This is a genomic window from Lysobacter oryzae DSM 21044 (genome assembly GCF_059568595.1).
The window spans coordinates 426,719-443,414 of record NZ_JCANTQ010000008.1 but is presented as its reverse complement, the minus strand read 5'-3'; the positions used below and the strand labels follow the sequence as shown (position 1 = coordinate 443,414).

16 protein-coding genes and 1 pseudogene are annotated in these 16,696 nt (G+C 68.6%); 9 read left to right on the top strand and 8 right to left on the bottom strand.

Going from position 1 to position 16,696, the window contains the following annotated elements; all coding sequences use genetic code 11:
• Positions 1-29: 29 nt before the first annotated feature.
• The 4 genes from BP05_RS02250 to BP05_RS02235 form a co-directional block, all read right to left on the bottom strand.
• Positions 30-2,051: a M13 family metallopeptidase gene (locus tag BP05_RS02250; protein ID WP_496360003.1), complete on the bottom strand. Its 2,022-nt coding sequence runs from the start codon at positions 2,049-2,051 to the stop codon at positions 30-32.
• Between the two features lie 162 nt (positions 2,052-2,213).
• Positions 2,214-3,746 carry a cytochrome c oxidase assembly factor Coa1 family protein gene (locus tag BP05_RS02245; RefSeq protein WP_496360001.1) on the bottom strand — a complete coding sequence of 511 codons (1,533 nt, stop codon included), beginning with the start codon at positions 3,744-3,746 and terminating at the stop codon, positions 2,214-2,216.
• Complete coding sequence (locus BP05_RS02240) at positions 3,746-4,135, bottom strand: BlaI/MecI/CopY family transcriptional regulator (RefSeq protein ID WP_496359999.1); 390 nt, start codon at positions 4,133-4,135, stop codon at positions 3,746-3,748. Before BP05_RS02240 ends, BP05_RS02245 begins: the two co-directional genes overlap by 1 nt.
• 76 nt (positions 4,136-4,211) lie before the next feature.
• Positions 4,212-4,760 carry a YdeI/OmpD-associated family protein gene (locus BP05_RS02235; protein ID WP_496359997.1) on the bottom strand — a complete coding sequence of 183 codons (549 nt, stop codon included), beginning with the start codon at positions 4,758-4,760 and terminating at the stop codon, positions 4,212-4,214.
• 141 nt (positions 4,761-4,901) lie between these two features.
• Between BP05_RS02235 and BP05_RS02230 the strand changes: the two genes are divergently transcribed.
• From BP05_RS02230 to BP05_RS02215, 4 genes are all read left to right on the top strand, one after another.
• On the top strand, positions 4,902-5,837 hold the full coding sequence (locus tag BP05_RS02230) for a hypothetical protein (protein ID WP_496359995.1): 936 nt from the start codon (positions 4,902-4,904) through the stop codon (positions 5,835-5,837).
• Between the two features lie 119 nt (positions 5,838-5,956).
• A complete protein-coding gene (locus BP05_RS02225) occupies positions 5,957-6,379 on the top strand; it encodes an ester cyclase (protein WP_496359993.1) in 423 nt (140 codons plus the stop codon).
• Between the two features lie 7 nt (positions 6,380-6,386).
• Positions 6,387-6,998, top strand: a complete 612-nt coding sequence (locus BP05_RS02220) for a TetR/AcrR family transcriptional regulator (protein ID WP_496359991.1) — start codon at positions 6,387-6,389, stop codon at positions 6,996-6,998.
• Between the two features lie 19 nt (positions 6,999-7,017).
• Positions 7,018-7,974, top strand: coding sequence for a GNAT family N-acetyltransferase (locus BP05_RS02215; protein ID WP_496359989.1), 957 nt, complete (start codon positions 7,018-7,020; stop codon positions 7,972-7,974).
• A gap of 21 nt (positions 7,975-7,995) precedes the next feature.
• Here the strand turns inward: BP05_RS02215 and BP05_RS02210 are convergent, their stop codons facing one another.
• The 3 genes from BP05_RS02210 to BP05_RS02200 form a co-directional block, all read right to left on the bottom strand.
• The gene (locus BP05_RS02210; RefSeq protein ID WP_496359987.1) at positions 7,996-8,553 is read right to left on the bottom strand and encodes a DUF3228 family protein; all 558 of its coding nucleotides are present in this window, start codon (positions 8,551-8,553) and stop codon (positions 7,996-7,998) included.
• Between the two features lie 76 nt (positions 8,554-8,629).
• Positions 8,630-9,547, bottom strand: a complete 918-nt coding sequence (locus BP05_RS02205; RefSeq protein WP_496359985.1) for an NAD(P)/FAD-dependent oxidoreductase — start codon at positions 9,545-9,547, stop codon at positions 8,630-8,632.
• Between the two features lie 215 nt (positions 9,548-9,762).
• Positions 9,763-10,530, bottom strand: coding sequence for a DUF72 domain-containing protein (locus BP05_RS02200; RefSeq protein ID WP_496360617.1), 768 nt, complete (start codon positions 10,528-10,530; stop codon positions 9,763-9,765).
• Between the two features lie 156 nt (positions 10,531-10,686).
• On the opposite strand from BP05_RS02200, the pseudogene BP05_RS02195 reads away from it, so the two are divergent.
• The 3 genes and pseudogenes from BP05_RS02195 to BP05_RS02185 all read left to right on the top strand — a co-directional run.
• A pseudogene (locus BP05_RS02195) lies at positions 10,687-11,184 on the top strand (serine hydrolase domain-containing protein); the annotation flags it as partial.
• Between the two features lie 47 nt (positions 11,185-11,231).
• The gene (locus BP05_RS02190; RefSeq protein WP_496359983.1) at positions 11,232-11,882 is read left to right on the top strand and encodes a serine hydrolase domain-containing protein; all 651 of its coding nucleotides are present in this window, start codon (positions 11,232-11,234) and stop codon (positions 11,880-11,882) included.
• Positions 11,883-12,060: 178 nt separating this feature from the next.
• Complete coding sequence (locus BP05_RS02185; protein WP_496359981.1) at positions 12,061-12,312, top strand: hypothetical protein; 252 nt, start codon at positions 12,061-12,063, stop codon at positions 12,310-12,312.
• Between the two features lie 100 nt (positions 12,313-12,412).
• Here BP05_RS02185 and BP05_RS02180 read toward each other — a convergent pair whose 3' ends face one another.
• Positions 12,413-13,636: a S1 family peptidase gene (locus BP05_RS02180; RefSeq protein WP_496359979.1), complete on the bottom strand. Its 1,224-nt coding sequence runs from the start codon at positions 13,634-13,636 to the stop codon at positions 12,413-12,415.
• 319 nt (positions 13,637-13,955) lie between these two features.
• On the opposite strand from BP05_RS02180, the gene BP05_RS02175 reads away from it, so the two are divergent.
• Both BP05_RS02175 and BP05_RS02170 read left to right on the top strand, forming a co-directional pair.
• A complete protein-coding gene (locus tag BP05_RS02175) occupies positions 13,956-15,581 on the top strand; it encodes a pyrroloquinoline quinone-dependent dehydrogenase (protein WP_496359977.1) in 1,626 nt (541 codons plus the stop codon).
• 379 nt (positions 15,582-15,960) lie between these two features.
• Positions 15,961-16,695 carry a response regulator transcription factor gene (locus tag BP05_RS02170; RefSeq protein ID WP_496359975.1) on the top strand — a complete coding sequence of 245 codons (735 nt, stop codon included), beginning with the start codon at positions 15,961-15,963 and terminating at the stop codon, positions 16,693-16,695.
• Position 16,696: the final 1 nt, after the last annotated feature.

Sequence of the window (16,696 nt, the reverse complement as noted above, 5' to 3'; positions counted from 1 at the left end):
GGCCGTGCCCGCCCTGCATCGCGTTTGCGTTACCAGACCTCGCAACGGTCGGCCTGCGGCCGCACCATCGGTGCGTCCGCCTTGCACTGGAAGGCCTCGCGGAACGCCGGCAGGTTCGACAGCGGTCCGTTGACGCGGTACTTCGCGACCGGATGCGGGTCGCCCTGGATCATGGTGCGCTGGGTTTCCATCCGCGTTTCGTCGCCGCGCCACTGGCCCCAGGCGATGAAGAACTGCTGCTCGGGAGTGAAGCCGTCGATGGTCGGTTCCGGGCCCTTGCCTTCGCGCGACTTCAGGTACGCGCGGTAGGCGATCTTTGCCCCGGCGAGGTCGCCGATCGATTCGCCCAGCACCAGCTTGCCGTTGTGGTGGATGCCGGGCTCGATGAAGTAGCTCTCGAACTGGTTGACCACGCACTGGCCCTTGGCCGCGAACTGCGCGTTGTCCTTCGGCGTCCACCAGTTGGCCAAGCGGCCCTGCGCGTCGAACTGCGCGCCCTGGTCATCGAAGCCGTGGCTGATCTCGTGGCCGATGACCACGCCGATCGCGCCGTAGTTGACCGCGTCGGTGGCGTTAACGTCGAACGCGGGCGGCTGCAGGATGCCGGCCGGGAACACGATCTCGTTCTGCGACGGGTTGTAGTACGCATTGGAGGTCGGCGGCGTCATGCCCCAGCGGCTGCGGTCGGTTGGCTTGCCGACCTGGCTGCGGTTGTCGGCGACGTTCCAGCGCGATGCCGCGACGACGTTGTCCCAGGCCGAAGCGCGCGAGACGACCACGCCCGCGTAGTCCTTGAACCTGTCGGGATAGCCGAGCTTGGGGAAGAAGGTCGCGCGCTTTTCCAGCGCCTTCTTCTTGGTCGCCTCGTCCATCCAGTCGAGTTCGTGGATGGTGTCGTCCATCGCCAGCAGGATGTTCTTCACCATCTCCTGCATCTTGGCCTTGGCTTCCGGCGGGAAGTACTTCTCGACGTACTTCGCGCCGAGCGCTTCGCCGAGCTGGTTGTCGGTGAGTTCGGCGCAGCGCTTCCAGCGCGGCTTGATCTCGGTGGCGCCGGTGAGGAACTTGCCGTTGAAGGCGAAGTTCTCCTCGACGAACGGCGTGGACAGCGTGTCCGCGGCGTTGTTGAGCACGTGCCACTGCAGGTAGGTCTTCCACTGCGGCAGCGGCGTGGTGGCCAGCTCCTTCTCGACCTGCTGCATGAACTTCGGCTGGGTCACGTTGACGGCGTCGCGCGGCATGTGGGCCGCGTCGAAGTACCTGGTCCAATCGAAGTCGGGCGTGAGCTTGCCCAGGTCGGCGAATGCGGTCGGATGGTCGAGCTGCTTCGGATCGCGCAGCTGCACGTTGTCCAGCGAGGCTTCGGCCAGGCGCTTCTCGAAGGCGAACACGGTCTGGGCGTTCTGCTTCGCTGCCTCGGGCTTGGTGCCGGCGAGTTCGAACATCTTCGCCACGTGCTCGAGGTACTTCGCGCGGGCCTCGACGAAGCGCGGCTCGGGCTTGAGGTAGTAGTCGCGGTCGGGCATGCCCAGGCCGCCGGCATAGATGTGCGCGACCGTTTTCGACGGCTCGTGCAGGTCTTCGCCGCCATAGACGATGAAGGGTACGAACACGCCCACGTCGTGCAGCTTGCCGATCATGCGCTGCAGGCCCGCCTTGTCCTTGATCGCGTTGACCTCGGACAGCCAGGGCTGGACCGGCTTGCTGCCGAGCGCGTCGACGCGGGATTCGTCCATGCATGCGGCGTAGAAGTCGCCGGCGAGCTGGCCCGCGCTGCCCTTGGGCCAATCGGTTTTCGCCGACAGCTCGGTGAGGATGTCGCGGACGTGTTCCTTGTTGACCTCGCCGGATTGCCAGCGGCGGCTCCAGCGATCCATGTAGCTGGGAATCGGGTTCTGCTGCCGCCACGCGCCGTTGGCGAAGTCGAAGAAATCGGTGCAGGCGTCGGCGCTGCGGTTGAGGTCTTCGGGATGGATGCCGTGCACCGCACCCGCGGAAGCGGTGGTGGCGGCGGCTAGCAGAGCGACGAGCGGAAGGCTGGACCGGATCACGGGCGACGCACTCCTTGCTGGAAGTCCGGCCACTATAGCCACCGGCCGTGCATCGGCCTGTCCCGGAAGTCCTGCCTCGCGCGGCGATGCGGACGCAGCCGCGTCGCCGCGCAGGCCAGTGCTACTAAATCCTTAGGACTTCAAGGCGATAAAAAACCGCCCTCACTCCAGATCAACGGATTCCAGCGACCAGACGCCATCCTCGCGATCCGCCTCGACGCGAACCCGGGCGCTGCCCTTGGGACCACTGAGCGTGAAGCGCAGGTCGGCATCCCCTTCTCCATCGTCAAGGCGGATGTTGCCGTTGATCGGCCCGGCGGCCGCAACGACGGGCGAGCCCAGTTTCGCAGTGACGCGCGGCTCGACGGCGATGAGCTGCATCAGCGACCGGAACGTGGCCGAATCGCGGATGTCCGGCGGCGTCGGAGGCGCAGGCGGGGCCGGCGGCGCAGGCGGTGCGGGAGGGGGCGGCGGCGGCGGCGCGACGCTCATGCGATCCACTTCGGCGAGCCAGCGGCGCACACCAGCATCGATGGGGCGAGCCTGACCGTCCTTCTCGTAGGTTTCGCTGAGACGTCCCTGGGCATCGACGCTGGCGCGGTAATAGCGCCGGCCGTCGACGCCATTGGCCTCGATGTCGCGCCAGTCCCCGGGGCCAAGTTTGCCCTCCGTGTTCGAGCGAACCTGCAGGTCGGGACGCCAGTTCCCGGCCAGGCCAGCCTGGGCCACGAGCAGGACGCCCGCGGTGAGGACGGCGCCAAGCCCGATGCGGGCGGCCCACCCGGCGCGCGAGGGTGGCGCGGAGAGAAGGCGTTTGATGCGTTGCATGAGTGAACCTCCGTTGGCAGCAAGAGCAAGACGGGGAATGGGCTGGCGCTGACGTTCCAATGCCGTCAGTGCCTCGGCCAGCGCAATGGCGTCCCCGCACGCCGCCACCGCCAGATCGTCGCAGGCGTGTTCGCGCTCCTGCCGGATGCGCCGGCCGAGCCACCATGTCGCGGGATGGAAGAACAGCATTGCCTCGAGCACGCACTGCAGCCCGTTCCACAGCCAGTCCTTGCGCGCGATGTGCGCGAGCTCGTGTGCCAGCAGCGCTTCGAGCTGTTCGCCAGGCAGGCGCGCGAGCAGCGACACCGGCAGCCATATCACCGGACGCAACATGCGCGCGGCGCAGGGCACGACGACGTCATGGGTCAAGCGCACGGCGACGTCGCGTGCGATGCCCATCGCTCGCCGGAGCCGCTGCGTGCGCGCCAGCCATTCTGGCGGCAGCGATTCGTAGGGTGCGCGTTCCATCCGTCGGATCGCGCGCATGCTGCCGGCATGGCGCAGCAGCACCACGCCGACGCCGAGCAGCCACAGCAGCACCACTGCCGCGGCGAGCGGCGAACTCTCGCGCACGAACACACCCGACGCATCCGCGAGTTGCACAGGCTCCAGCGCCGGCAGCCAGCCGGCATTGACCTGCTCTGCCGGCTGCCGCCAGAAATGCAGGAACTGCAGCGCCGGCACCAGCACCATCGCCGCCAGGAACCCCATCCCCAGCGCGTGCCGCGTCGCCGCGTTCGCGCGCGTCATGGCCGCCAGCGCGCACGCCGCGGCGAGCGCCAGCAGTGTGTCCTGCCACAGCGAGTGCAGCAGTGCCGACGCCAGCGCCGGGGCGAATCCGTACTGCAGGGCGGACAATGCGTCCATCAGCCCTTCTTCCGCCTGGCCTTGGCCTGCGCAATGAGCCTGGAGATCGCGTCGAGGTCCTCGGCGCTGGCGATCTCGTCATCGAGCGCACGCTGCACCAAGGTCAGCGCCGATCCCGAAAAAGCCCGCCGCATCAGGTCCTTCAACAGCGAGGACTGCACTACCGGTTGGGCATGCACTGCACGGTAGGTGTGGCTGCGTTCGGAGTCGTCGCGATGCACGAGGCCCTTGTCGCTCATGATCGTGAGCATCTTGAGCACGGTCGTGTAAGCCGTGTCCTTGCTGCGCGAAAGCACCTCATGCACCTCGCGCACGGTCATCGGCTCGTTGCGCGACCACAGCACGGACAGGATGGCGAGTTCGCCTTCGGTGGGATTGGGAGTTGCCATGGCATGCCGGGTGGTGGACTCGGCACCATTAGTACTAATCGATTAGTACTAAGTCAAGTGGATGTAGCCAGGCCGCTTACTCCGCGGCCTCCGGCGCACAGATCCCCTTGCCGTAGATCCCCGAACGATCGAAGCAGCACGCGCGGCGCTTGCCGGAGGCGAGCATGTCGCAGGCACCGGCAATGCGGCGCTCCTGCGTCTGGGCCTTCTTTGCCGAGGTCACCCAGTGGATCCAGTCGCGGCGCGCCACCGGGGTCAGGCCCGACCATTGCGCCTTCGCCGGGCGGCTGGCATCCAATGCCTTGCGCAGGTCGGCGGGAACGCGGGGCTCGGGCTCTTTCGCTGCGGGCGCGATCTCCAGCGCGACGGTGTCGCCCACCGCGGCACCCGCGCGCACGCACAGCGCCTCGCCCACTTTCAGCCAGTGGCTGCCCTGACCGTCGGGTTCGAGCGTGGCGCGGAACGGCTGGCCCGCGAGCGTGCCCTCGATGCTGGTCATGCTTCGCGTCGGCAGCTTCGCGCTCGCCCTGGCAGGCAGGACGAGGAAGCTCCAGGTCGCGCCCTTCGGGCTTGCCGGGCGCAGCAGCCGTGCCTTGAAGGTGATCTTCGCGGTCGAAGCGTCCATGGGGCGACGCTAGCACGCCAGGACCTTGGCGCCTTTGGCCCCATTCCGGCCGCCTGGGCCGGCGGTTCGCGCTCGCGCGACGCGCACGCATCCTTCAACCGACGTCGCTATGCTGGGTTCGGGAACCCTCGGAGCCTGACCATGACAGGCAATGGCAAGCGCGTGCTGATCCTCGGCCACGGCGCCATGGGTCGCGCATTCGAACTGCTGCTGCAGCCGAACCACGACGTGGTGGTCTGGGACCGCGACCTGCAGACCGGGGTCGAGACCGAGCCCCTGGAGACCGCGGCCACTGGCCGCGATGTGGTCCTCTTCGCTCTGCCTACCCAGCCGCACGACGAATTGGCCGGGCGCCTGGCCCCCGTGCTCGATGCCGGCACGATCTGCCTCTCCATCGCCAAGGGACTCGACGAGCAGGGCCGCACCGCCGCGCAGTTGTTCGCACGGCATTTCGGTGCGCGCCTGGGCTGGGCGTTGCTGTACGGCCCGATGCTCGCGCGCGAGCTGCAGGCGGGCAGGATGGGATTTGCGGTCGCGTCCAGCACGCAGGCCAGCGTCGGCCGCGAACTCGATGCACTGTTCGCAGGTACGCCGTTGCGGTTCGACCACGCCGACGACGTCCAGGGCGCGGCCTGGGCTGCCGTCCTCAAGAACGTCTACGTCCCGCTGATCGGCGCCGCCGAAGCGCTGGGACTGGGCGACAACGTGCGAGGTTTCCTGGTTGCCGAAGCCACGCGAGAACTGGCGGCCATCATCCGCCAGATGGGAGGCCGGATCGAAACGGCCTACAGCTGCGCCGGCCTCGGCGACCTGGTGACCTCCGCCACCGGCGCGTCGTCGCACCACCGGCGCATCGGGGCGGAGCTGACGGCCGGGCGCAGCGATGAACTGGCCGCCTCCGGCGTGAACATCCGCAGCGAAGGCGTGCACACCCTGGCGATGGTGCGCACGCACCGGGTGTTCGAGTGGGAACGCTTTGCGCTGTTTGCGCTCATCTGCCGCTTCTTCGACCAGCCGTCGGGCTTGGAACCGGACCTGCGCGCTTACCTCGATCAGCGCTTCGCTCGGGGCGGCTGAGGCTCGCGCCGGGTCCAGGCCAGGCCCGCTGCCGCTCGTCGGAAAACTGAGACGACATCTTGCTAATGAGATATTTGTCTCATTAGTATTGCGTGCACCGCTCCCCCCGAGATGCCGCCATGCCCCTCTCCCGCGCCGAGATGGATCGAAAGATCGACCAACACTTCGGATTCGAAGCCAGCGACAACGTCGAGGGCGTGCTGTCCACGCTCGCCGCGGATGTCGAGCACGACATCGTCGGCACACCCACCGGTCCGACCCGCGGCCGCGACAGCGCCCGCGGCTTCTACGAACACCTGTTCGCCGACCTCGCGGATGGCAAGGTGGAAACACTGCGCCGGCTCTACGGCGAGGATTTCCTGGTCGACGAATCGCTCTGGCGGGGCCGCGCGCCGGGCCGGCCATTCGGAATCGAAGGCCGCGACCGCCCGCTCGAGTTCCGGCTGTTGCACGTCATGGAATTCGCCGGCAACGGCGACATCCGGCGCGAAAACGTGTGGCTGGACCTCGCGGCCATCCTCCAGCAGCTGCCCCAGGACTGAGGCCACGATGGATACCGCATCTCCCGGCCGTCCCAACCAGCGGCGGCGCACGCGCAAGGACCTGCTCCAGGCCGCGACGCGCCTGGTGCGCCAGGGGCGCAAGCCCAGCCTGGAGGAGATCGCCGAGGAAGCGATGGTCTCGCGCGCGACCGCCTACCGGTATTTCCCCAAGGTCGACACCCTGCTGCTCGAGGCGGCGCTGGATGTCGCCGTCCCCGAGGCCGAGGCGCTGTTCGAACGCGCGCCCAGGGAAGATGCCGTCGCCCGCGTGCAGCGCGTGGACGACGCGCTGCACGACATGATCCTGGCCAACGAAGCGCAACTGCGGACCATGCTGGTGCATTCGCTGCAGCGCGGCGCCGATGGCGAGGGCGATGCACTGCCCGCGCGCCAGAACCGCCGCTCGCCATTGATCGAAGCCGCGCTGTCGCCGGTGCGCAGCCAATTCAAGCCGGCCGCGCTCAAGCTCCTGGCACCTGCCCTCGCCCTGCTCATCGGCACCGAGGCCATGGTGGTGTGCAAGGACGTGCTGCAACTCGACGACGCCGAAGCACGCAAGGTGAAGCGCTGGGCCATCCGCGCACTGATCGAGGCGGCGCGCAAGCAGCCCGCCACCTGAGCCCCCACGAGGCATTCCCATGGACACCACACGCTCCACCGTCGAGATCAAGCCACTGCGCGAGGTCGACCTGCCGGAGGCCGATCGCATCTTCCGTCTCGCCTTCGGCACCTTCCTGGGCTTGCCCGACCCGCTTGCGTTCGCGGGCGACAGCGACTTCGTCGGCACGCGCTGGCGCGCCTCGCCCGACGCGGCGCTCGGTGCGCATGTCGAGGGGCGGCTGGTCGGCTCCAACTTCGCGGCGCGCTGGGGCAGCTTCGGATTCTTCGGCCCGCTGACGGTGCATCCGGACTACTGGGACCGCGGCATGGCCCGCCGCCTGCTCGCGGCGACGATGTCGCAGTTCGAGCAGTGGGGCATACGCGAGGTCGGGCTGTTCACCTTTCCGCACAGCGCCAAGCACGTCGGGCTCTACCAGTCGTACGGCTTCTGGCCGCAACAACTGACGCCGCTGTTGGCCAAACCGGTGCAGGCGATGGCCGATCCCGGTGCGTGGCAGCGCTATTCCGGCCTGGACGCCGCCGCGCGCGCGGCGGCGCTGGAGGACTGCCGCGTGCTCGCCGATGCGGTGCATCCTGGCCTCGACCTCACCCGCGAGATCGAATCCGCGACCGCGCAGGGCATCGGCGACACGGTGCTCGTCCGTGACGGCGCGGAACTGCTCGCGTTCGCGGTGTGCCACCTCGGCAAGGGCAGCGAAGCCGGCAGCGGTACCGCCTACATCAAGTTCGGAGCTGCGCGACCGGGCGCGCGTGCGGCCGGGTCGTTCGAACGGCTGCTCTCCGCCTGCGAAGCCCTCGCCCAAACGGAAGGCCTGGGCCAGCTGGTGGCCGGCGTGAACACCTCGCGCCACGACGCCTACCGGCTCATGCTCGGCCGCGGCTTCAGGGCGATGCTGCAGGGCGTGGCCATGCAGTTGGGCAACGCGTCCGGCTACAACCGCGCCGAGTGCTTCGTGATCGACGATTGGCGCTAGCGCAGCGCCCGCGCGGAGGACTCAGCCGCGCCAGTTGGCGTGGGTACGCCAGAACTCGACGCTGCGCAGGTACGCCCGGCGATCCAGCGCTACGCCCGAGCCACCCTCCTCCACGCCCAGCGCATTGCGCATCATCGTGATCGGCGCCATCGGCGTCTCCACCGGCTCGGCGGTGTACATGCACCCCACCACGCCCCAGTCCGCCGCGATCACCGTCCCCTCTCGCTCGAGTTGTTCGCGGCTGTAGAGGATGGGGATGAGGTACCCGGCCACGGGCGGCTCGAGTCCCTCGAACCAGCGCACCAGCACCGGAAGTTCGTCCTTCGTCCGTGCCTCGTATTCGCAACGCAACAGGTGCCGGTTGCCGTCGGTGATCGGCACGGCCAGGCATCGCGTCGACGTCCAGTTGCGATGCACGTGCAGCTTGCAGAACGGGGCGTAGCCGTCGAGCACCTGCAACGGCGGCATGTCGTTGAGGTGCCGCTCGAACCGCCCCGGCGTGCAGTCCTGGATGGTGTTGCGGCGCGGCTCGCGCGGAAACAGTCGCGATCGGGCGAATTCGGTGAGGACGATGGACATGCGCCAGGGCTGGATTCGAGTCCCGCGCATTATCCGACACGCACCGGCGGCCCGCCGGAATGGTCGCGTTGGCGGCCTACTTCCCGGCCTCCAGCGCCCGCAGGTAGTTGTGCGCGCGCGTGGCCGCGATGGCGCCGTGGCCCATCGCGACGCTGATCTGGTCGAGCCCGTCGACGATGTCCCCGGCGCAGTAGAGCCCGGCCACCGTGGTGCCGTAGGGCGCGTGCGCATCGACGGCGCCCTTGTCGTCCAGGGGCAGGCCGAGCTGGCGCGCGAGCTCGTTGCGGTGGTGGCAGCCCAGTGCCGGATACACCACGTCGAACTCGAGTGGCTCGGCCTGGCCGCGCAGGTGCACGCGCATGGCGGTGCTTCCGGGCTCGAAGCGTTCGACCGCCTGCTCGTACACGCGGATGCCCGCGGCCGCCAACGCCGCGGTCTCTTCCGCATCCAGCTCCGCATGGGCGCGCGGCACCAGGGTGATGTCGGCGGAATAGCCGCGCAGGAACAGCGCCTCGGCCGCACCCTGCCCATCGCAACCCACTACGCCAATGCGCGCGTCGATGTGCTCGTAGCCGTCGCAGATCGGGCAATAGCGCAGGATCCCCGCATCGATCGCCGCCTGGTGCGCGTCGGGCGCGAGTGCGATCTGGTGCGGCTCGACGCCGGTGGCGAGGATCAGCGCGCGGCCTTCCAGGCGCTCGCCTTCGCGCGTGCGCAACGCGAAGCCGGCATCGGTGCGCTCGGCAGCCTCGATCGTGGCCTCGCGCACGGCGGCGCCGTACTCCACCGCGTGCGCGGTCATCCGCTCGACCAGGTCGGGCCCGGCCACGCCATCGGGAAAGCCCGGCGCGTTGCGCGTGCGCGGAATGCGCAGCGCGCGCGAGCTGCCGTCGTGCAGCACCAGCACGCGCCGGCGAAAGCGCGCCAGGTACAGCGCCGCCGACAAGCCGGCCGGCCCGGCGCCGACGACCAGGCAATCCCACGATGCGGACATCGCCACGATTCCGTTGCCGATTCCAGGCGAACGCTTGCAGGTCCGTCGTTTGCTGGGTGTGAGAACGCTCCGCGCCGCGACGGCTGGGCCACTCCAGCGCGTCGACGAACACGATGTGCTGTTCGACATGCGGAATGCAGCCGCGACGGTTCCTCGTCGACCTGGCCCTGCATGGCGCGGTTCCTGCCCATGCGTAGATCTGCGGGATCGGGCGCCTAGCGACCAACGCGGGCCAGCATCGCCGCGAACCGCAACGCATCGTCGATGGCATGCCCATGCGTGGTGTTGTCGAACACGACCCAGGTCTGCGCAGCGGCCGAGGCAGCGACGGCCTGCGCGTGGCGGCGCAGGAAGGCGTCGTCGTAGGCGCTGTAGTACATGCGCGGGCTGCCGTGCCAGCGCCAGTACGCCAGCGCTGGGTCGCCTCCGGGCACAGCGGCAGCCGGATGTGGCGCGGGGTCGGCTGCTACCCGCGCGATGCGATGACGCTGAAAAAGTGCGTCGGCGGCTTGCGTGAACCAGCTCGCGTGGCGCGGCTCGCAGGCGACCGGCCCATCCCAGCGCCGTCGCAGCATCGCCAGGAAGGGCGCGGCCACCCGTCCGTCCAGCGCCAGGCTCGGCGGCAGTTGCAGCAGCAGGCAGCCGAGCTTGTCGCCGAGGCCACTGCATTCGGACAGGAACCCATCGAGCAGCCCGCCGCATTGCCGCAGGCGCGCATCGTGGCTGATGGCCCGCGGCATCTTCACCGAAAAGCGGAAATGCGCGGGCACGGCGTCGGCCCAGCGCGCATAGGTGTCGCGCCGGTGCGGCCGGTAGAAGGAGGAATTGATCTCCACGCAGTCCAGGCGCGTGGCGTAGCGTGCCAGCACGCTGCTCCCGGGACCGAAGCGATCGCGGTGCGCCGCCGGAATCGCCCAGCCCGCGCAACCGATGCGTGCTGGCGGCGTGGCGCGCACTTGGCGGCGGCGGGCGGCGGGAGGCATGGCTCGTTCGTAGCATTCGGAATCGCCATGGCCCGTGAATCCGTCGCGCGCCCAGCCGCGCAGGCGCTGCTTCGATCGGAGACTCCACGAGCCCGGCCTGGCCGCCGCTTCCGGTACCGCGCGTTCGCTCAGGTATCTGCATAACGGCCGGGCTGCATGCGCGATTTCTCTCCGCTTCGCCTGGAACGCTTGCGCGCGGCCCTGCGACGCCACATCGCCAACGGCTACACGCCCGGGATCGTCGCGCTCGTGCACCACGGCGGCCGCGAGCACGTCGAGGCCTTGGGCACGATGGGCTTCGACGAAGCCAAGCCGATGGCATGCGACACCATCTTCCGGCTCGCCTCGATGACCAAGCCGGTCACGGCGGTGGCCGCACTGATCCTGGTGGAGGAATGCCGCCTGCGTCTCGATGATCCGGTCGAGCACTGGCTGCCGGAACTGGCCAACCGTCGCGTCCTGCGCGCGATCGATGGCCCGCTCGACGACACCGTGCCGGCGCAACGTGCGATCACGCTGCGCGACCTGCTCACCTTCCGGGCGGGCTACGGCGAGGTCGGGCTGTTTGCGCCCGGCTGTCCCTTGCACCAGGCGCAGATCGCCGCGCGGCTGCCGCTGGTGGACTGGATCTTCGACGGCACGCCCGACGAATTCATGCGCCGTGTCGGCGCCCTGCCCCTGGCGCACCAGCCCGGCGCGCGGTGGCTGTACCACTGGCCTGCGAGATCACCGGTGTGCTCGTCGCCCGCGTCGCCGGGCAACCGCTCTCGCGCTTCCTGCAGGAGCGGATCTTCGCGCCGTTGGGCATGCACGACACTGGCTTCTGCGTGCCCGAGGCCAAGCTCGACCGGCTGCCGCCCTGCTACGCCACCGACTTCACCACCGGCGCCCGCCTCGTGCTGGATCCTGCGCGCGGCGGCCAGATGTCGCGGCCTCCGGCATTCGAGTCCGGTGCCGGCGGCCTGGTGTCGACGGTCGACGACATGGCCGCGTTCGGCCGCGCGCTGCTGCCCGCAGGCATGCGCGATGGCGTGCGCCTGCTTTCGCGGCCCACGCTCGACCTGATGACGAGCGACCAGCTCACCGAGGCGCAGAAGACGGCATCGCCGTTCTTCCCGGATTTCTGGGCCGATACGAGCTGGGGACTGGGCGTGGGCGTGGTTACCGCGCGCCGCGACATCGCAGGCGCGCCCGGCCGCTTCGGGTGGGACGGCGCTTTCGGCACGTCATGGTGGGTCGACCCGATCGAGGAGCTGGTCTGCGTGCTGATGACGCAGCGTCGTCCCGACGCGCTGGCGATCCCGGCTCTGACCCGCGACTTCATCACGTCCACTTACCAGCTGATCGAGTGAAGGCCGGAGCGGCCGGCACCTGCAGCACGCAGCCTGCACGGATGCGAGCTCTCCGCGCGGCCAATGCCGGCGCATCCGGACTGAGATCCGTTGCCCAAATCCGTTTTTTACGGGATCGCCTCACGTGCCATCGACGACTACGTGCTATAGGCTCCGCGCGAGAACGGGGCTTTCACGAATGGCAAGACTGACTTTTGAAGAAAAGGGACTGCTGCGGATACTCGAAGGGATTGTCGAAGGACGTGCCCAGATCGGCCCCGCAGTGCGCTTCGCACTGCTGCAGCGCGGCCTGGTCGAAGGGGGCACGCAGCTCCGCCTGACCGACAAGGGCGAGAAGGTACTGGAGGAGTTCCGGCTCAGGCCTGTCCGCGCAACGGGCGAATTCCCGGCCTTTGACCTGAGCCTGATCGAAAGCGGCCAAGAGGCCTGATCCGGCGGATTCCGCGGCGCTGCTAGCAAAGGCTCGCGCCATGCGTCCAAAAGCAAACGCCCCGGCCAGCGGGGCGTTTACGTTTCCCAGTGCCAGTGGATCAGGGACCGGTGCGCAGGGTCAGGTTGTACGCGGCGAGGATCGGCAACAACGGCTGGTAATAGCTACGGGTGCGGTTGTTCGGAAGCTTGCCCTTGCAGCTGCCGCTGCCGCCGGACAGCACGCCCTGCGCCTGGCCAGGGCCGGTGATGAACGAACCGCCCGAGTCGCCGCCTTCCGAACACGCGGTGGTGCGCGTCAGGTTGAGGATGGTTTCGCCACTGCTGTAGCTGACCGTCTGGTTCTTGGCCTCGATCGTGCCGCAGCGCCAGCCCGAGGTGCGGCCGGAGCGGCAGATCGCCGCGCCAACGGCGGCTTCGGTGCCGCCGGTGACGGTGACGTCGCCCTTGCCCCAGCCATAGACGGTCGGCAGCAGGTTGTTGCCCGCGTCGACCCTGACCCACGAGTAGTCGTTGCCGGTCTGGCCCGGCTGCGGGAACTTCGATGCGGCGAACGTGCCGATCCTCGGGCCGAGCGTCCACTGCGGCGAGAGTTCCAGGTAGACCGGTTCGTTGGCCGTGCCGCAATGACCGGCGCTGACGAAGCCAGGCGTGCTGCCCTGGGTAACGGTGAACCCGATCGAGCAGGCGTAGAGGTAGCCGTCGCCGGGATTGCGCAGGTAACCCAGGCCACCCTTGAGGTCGCTGCGCAGGCTCGGCTGTTCTTCTTCCGTCACCAGGCGCACGTTCTGCGCATCGATGCCGCTGGCGGCGAGGAAGTCGATGCCGGCCTGCTCGGCTCCGCGGCCGACGGTCACGACGACGCTGTTGCTGGGCAGGTCCACGTACCAGCCGTACACGCCGTTGGGCGCCTTACCGCCCCGCGCGAGCATCGCGTCGAGCTGCGCCTTGGACGCATCGAGTTCGGCCAGGCTGTGGCGCGCGCTACGGATGCCGATGCCGGCGGCGACCTTCGGCGGACGGATCGCGGTGGTCGCGACGACGAGCTGGAAGCTGCCGTCGGCCTGGCGCTCGATCCAGCTCCCGGCGAAGTTGCGGCCCTGCGCCTTCGCCAGCTGCTTCTCCTGCTGCGCCGCGAGGCGCTCGACCTTCAGGTACTGGGACAACTGGGCCGAGGTCAGGCCCAGGTCGCGCTGCATGGCTGCGCGCAGCGCCGGCGATACCGTATCGGAGGCCCCCGCCGCGGACGCGGTCATGGCGATGGCGAGCGAGAGGGGCGAGAGCACGATCAGGCCACGCTGGGCCCAGGAAACGAACTTGCGCATCTGCAAATCTCCAGTCGGATTGAGTGGGTTTGCAGGACCCGTCGCGTCCATGCGGTGGGGACGCAGCTCGCGAAATAAGGCCCGGCTGGCGGATGCTGGGCATGGGAGTATTCAACGGGCGTGAAGCGCGGGGCCATCCAGTCCGGTTAACGCTCGAGCGCGTGAATAGTTCAGTTGCACCGGGCCAGGCGAGCAACTGGCCATGCGACCGCGCCGACGCGGCCAACGACGGACATCTGCCCGCCGGCGATGCCTTTCGCGCGCGCTTAATCCGCCCGAGCGCCTGCTTGCGATCCGCACCGCGCTACGAGGCAGCACCATGTCCAGCTTCCGGCCCGCGCTCCTGGCCACCGCGCTCACGACCGGGCTTGCCGGTGGCTGCGCCACGGCACCGTCGACCGCCCCCGCCGGCATTGCCGACTGGCCGTCCTACAACCGCACCGTGACCTCGGAGCGGTACGCGACGCTCGATGCGATCACCGCGGACAACGTGTCGCGGCTGCGCGTGGCCTGCACCTACGACCTCGGCATCGACACCAGTTTCCAGACCGGCCCCATCGTGGTCGGGCGCACGCTCTACGCCACCAGCGAGAAGGAAACCTTCGCGATCGATGCGGCCACCTGCATGCAGAAGTGGCGCGTCAAGGAGGACGTGGCCGACTCCTATCTCAAGGTCAATCGCGGCATCGCCTACCTCGATGGCCGCCTGTTCCGCGGGCTGCAGGACGGGCGCGTGGTGGCCTACGCCGCGGACGATGGCCACAAGCTGTGGGAAGCGCGAATCGCCGATGCGACCAGGGGTGACAGCGTGCCGGCCGCGCCGATCGCCTGGAACGGCCTGGTCTTCATCGGCCAGGCCGGCGGCGACAACCACGGGGTCAAGGGCCGCATGTACGCGCTCGACGCCGGCAGCGGACACCAGTTGTGGGAGACCTGGCTGGTGCCGCGCGAAGAGGAACGCAACGCGCCGACCACCTCGACGGCCAAGGTCGCCGCGCCCACCTGGGGCAACCAGCCCGGCGTCGTCATCACCGGCGGCGCGACCTGGACGTCGTACACCCTGGATCCGGCGACCGGGCTGCTTTACGTGCCCGGTGGCAATCCCGCGCCGGATTTCGTCAAGGGCATGCGCCCGGGACACAACCTGTTCGCGAATTCGGTCGTCGTGCTCGACGCGCACACCGGCGCATACCGGCGTCATTTCGAAGTGGTGCCCGAGGACTTCCATGACTGGGACGTATCGGCCGCGCCCACGCTCGTTCGCACGCGTGCCGGCCACTCGCTGCTCGCGGCCACGCCCAAGGACGGCTTCCTGTACGGGTTCGACCTGGCCAGTGGCCAGCGCCTGTACCAGACCGCCGTGACGCGACGCGAGAACACCGAGGCCCCGCTGACGGAGAAGCCCACGCGCTTCTGCCCGGGCACGCAGGGCGGATCGGAATGGAACGGTCCGGCGTACAGCCCGGCCACCAACCTCATCTACACCGGCAGTGTCGACTGGTGCGCGACCGTGCGCATCGCCGATCCGTCCAAGGTTGCCAGCGTGGCACTCGGCCAACCGTGGAGCGGCTCGGCTGACGAGAAGAACGCCTTCGGCGCGTTCGATCCCAAGTCGCAATGGGGCGGATGGATCACCGCGACCGATGCTGACACCGGCAGCGTGCGCTGGAAATACCGCACTCCCGCCCCCGTGCTCGCCGCCGTCACGCCCACCGCCGGCGGCGTGGTGTTCGCCGCCGACATGGATGCCAACGCCTACGCCTTCGACGCCGACGACGGCAGCCTGCTGTGGCGGACCACCCTCGACGGCGCTGCCGGTGGCGGCGTGATCAGCTATGCCATCGACGGCACGCAGCGCGTAGCCTTCGTTGCCGGCACCAATTCGCCGATCTGGCCGGTGGAGAAGAAGACGGCGAAGATCGTGGTGTTCGAGTTGGGCAATTAACCGGTAATTGGTCCACGAGTCGGGCAGTCGCGTACCGGCGGCCATCGACTCTTGCGGCAAGCGGTGCGGTCGCTCAGGCAGGTCGCGCAATCTCGCGCGGTTTCCCCGCTCAGTTTGAAACGGACCGGTTCGAAATCCCCCCGGATGGGTGAAGCGATCCATTTGACTGTCCCACCGGCAACAAAAAGGTCGTTGGACCCACTGAAACCCAAGCACGCATTCCCATCATCGGCAGCGGGAATGGAAACCCGCGGGGCAAATGTGATTCGGTTCAGAACGCGCGCGCTTGCTGTGCGCGGTCGGGATGCGTCCGCGGAAACTTCTGGTTGCTGTTCAGCGGGACAGGTTGCCTACGATGAACATTGAACAAGAGCGCGTCGTGCGTTCGGGCACGGCTTTTTACCCGGCAGCACTGGGCCTCGACGACTTCGAGGCGGCCGATGCCGCCGCGATCGCGGTCATGATTGCCTCCGAACGCCGCGACCTGCGCGCGGCATGGCTCTCCAAGCTCGCGCGTGTGTCGGGGATCGAGATCAGGGGCGAGCCCCTGGACGCAACCTGCCTGGCCGCCCGGGTGGAGCGCTACCAGCCTGATGTCATGCTGCTCGACAAGGCATTGCTCGACAGGCTCGATCCGCAGTCGCTGCAGATGATCCATGCGCAGACCCGGCGCGTGCGCGTGCTCCTGCTGTGCGACGAACCGTGTCCCGGGCTGGTGGCCGACGTGTTGCGCAATCGGTTCCACGGTCTCCTGCTGGGCGCATGCCTGCCCGAGGTCTGCCTGAAGGCCATCCGCGCCGTGAGCCAGGGCGAGTTGTGGCTGTCACGCCAGTTGATGGCGGAGGTGATCACCGACGCCGCGTGGCCATTGGCCACTGCGGAATCCGGGGCATCCAGCGATCCGGACCGCGTCCTCGCAATGGACACCCTGACGCAACGGGAGTTGCAAGTCGTCGCGCGGCTGCACCTTGGCTCCAGCAACAAGGAAATCGCGCGCGACCTCGGCATCATGGAAGACACCGTAAAGAAGCATCTCAGGAGCGTCTTCGCCAAACTCGGCGTGCGCCGCCGCGCGCTGGTGGTCCTGCTGGCGTCGGCACCTTCGTTGAATTGAA

Coding starts and splice junctions, on each gene's coding strand:
- BP05_RS02245 (WP_496360001.1), bottom strand. CDS start 3,746: ATGGACGCATTGTCCGCCCTGCAGTACGGATTCGCCCCGGCGCTGGCG.
- BP05_RS02180 (WP_496359979.1), bottom strand. CDS start 13,636: ATGCGCAAGTTCGTTTCCTGGGCCCAGCGTGGCCTGATCGTGCTCTCG.
- BP05_RS02220 (WP_496359991.1), top strand. CDS start 6,387: ATGGATACCGCATCTCCCGGCCGTCCCAACCAGCGGCGGCGCACGCGC.
- BP05_RS02230 (WP_496359995.1), top strand. CDS start 4,902: ATGACAGGCAATGGCAAGCGCGTGCTGATCCTCGGCCACGGCGCCATG.
- BP05_RS02235 (WP_496359997.1), bottom strand. CDS start 4,760: ATGGACGCTTCGACCGCGAAGATCACCTTCAAGGCACGGCTGCTGCGC.
- BP05_RS02240 (WP_496359999.1), bottom strand. CDS start 4,135: ATGGCAACTCCCAATCCCACCGAAGGCGAACTCGCCATCCTGTCCGTG.
- BP05_RS02205 (WP_496359985.1), bottom strand. CDS start 9,547: ATGTCCGCATCGTGGGATTGCCTGGTCGTCGGCGCCGGGCCGGCCGGC.
- BP05_RS02200 (WP_496360617.1), bottom strand. CDS start 10,530: ATGCCTCCCGCCGCCCGCCGCCGCCAAGTGCGCGCCACGCCGCCAGCA.
- BP05_RS02185 (WP_496359981.1), top strand. CDS start 12,061: ATGGCAAGACTGACTTTTGAAGAAAAGGGACTGCTGCGGATACTCGAA.
- BP05_RS02210 (WP_496359987.1), bottom strand. CDS start 8,553: ATGTCCATCGTCCTCACCGAATTCGCCCGATCGCGACTGTTTCCGCGC.
- BP05_RS02225 (WP_496359993.1), top strand. CDS start 5,957: ATGCCCCTCTCCCGCGCCGAGATGGATCGAAAGATCGACCAACACTTC.
- BP05_RS02215 (WP_496359989.1), top strand. CDS start 7,018: ATGGACACCACACGCTCCACCGTCGAGATCAAGCCACTGCGCGAGGTC.
- BP05_RS02175 (WP_496359977.1), top strand. CDS start 13,956: ATGTCCAGCTTCCGGCCCGCGCTCCTGGCCACCGCGCTCACGACCGGG.